This window comes from Phormidium sp. CCY1219 (assembly GCF_055795085.1).
Map to the genome: position 1 here is coordinate 1 of NZ_JAYFEQ010000471.1, position 1,303 is coordinate 1,303.

Annotated in this window: 1 protein-coding gene; it reads right to left on the reverse strand. The window is 51.6% G+C overall.

The window, feature by feature from the left end; translation table 11 throughout:
• Window positions 1–228: 228 nt before the first annotated feature.
• The gene (locus AC0QH1_RS11715) at window positions 229–912 is read right to left on the reverse strand and encodes a pentapeptide repeat-containing protein (RefSeq protein WP_324631293.1); all 684 of its coding nucleotides are present in this window, start codon (window positions 910–912) and stop codon (window positions 229–231) included.
• Window positions 913–1,303 lie beyond the last annotated feature (391 nt).

Below are 1,303 nucleotides of genomic sequence, written 5' to 3' on the forward strand. Positions count from 1 at the left end.
TCGGAACTTTAACTCTTACCCCTAACGGCTACCAAACTTAGATAAGTCTGGTCTTCTGGTCAGGTGAGCTTGGGAAAGTAAAGTCTTACCAAGCCCCTCCCTTTAGGGATGGGGTTCCTGACATTGAGCCTTCTCCTAAAACCACGAACACTCTTAGCCAAGCGCGCGATCGCGGGTGACTGGGGTTATTTTAATCCCCCTTCTCTCCCCCCGACATTCGACTTATGGCTAATTTGGGGCGGGTGGTGTTTCCTCCGGGGGCGTATTCGTCTCCGGTGACTCTTCGCTACTGTCTGGCGCACTCTCTGTTTCGCTCTCCTCTGGTTGCGGACAGCCTTTCTCGGATACCGACCCATCGGGCATTACGGTGCCACACAAGGAGGCATGGATGAGAATGGTATTGCCTAAGGTGGCATCGGTTAATTCGGCGCGATCGAGACTCGCCCGTTCCAAGTCCGCTCCGTCTAAGGTCGCTTCACTTAAATCCGATAAGTAAAAGTTCGCTTCTCGGAAAGATGCGCCGACTAAATTCGCCCCTATCATCTCGCAGTCGGCGATAATGGCGCGATATCCATCAGCGTTACTTAAGTTTGCTTGACTTAAGTTAGCTGCTTCAAAGTGAGTTACGATTAAAGAGGCATCCCGCAGGTTGGCACCGACAAGATTGGCCTCGAGCAGCAATGCGCCGCTGAGATTGGCTCCGCGCAGATTCGCGCCGCTTAGGTTGGCTCCGGTAAGGTCGGCGTTAATCAGTTTTACCCCCACAAGATCCGCCCCGCTCAGGTTTGCACCCCTTAAGTCGCAGTCGCGACACTCTCGCAGATTGAAGAGGCGCTGCAGGTGCAGGGGGTTCTCGGCGCGGATGGGACTGGCAATCAGAATAAAGGCGATCGCGAATAAGAGTGGTTTCATCAAAGGACCTCGAACTCGGCGATCGCAACCGGGGCGATCGTCACTCCGATTCTCCCCTCTGAAGCTGTGGGTTGGCTATTAGACGGAAGTCTACCGTCATCGGGCTAGTTTTTTTTCGGGAATCTGACTATATATGCAATTGGCAATTGGCGATTGGTAATTAACGGCTTCTGAGAGGCGATCGCCCGGGGAGGAGAAAGAATTTTTTTTTCGAGCTAGACAAACTAGCGTTTAGTGGTCAAAATTGAGATAGTGTCATTTCCCAATCGTTTGTCTTATGGTCAACTACTACTGTTACAGACCAATTGGAACCGCTTGATACTCCCTACGGATAAATCCGAGGGATTCTTAAAGAGTCCAAAGTCGGACTTTTAAAGGCGCTTTTCCCCAC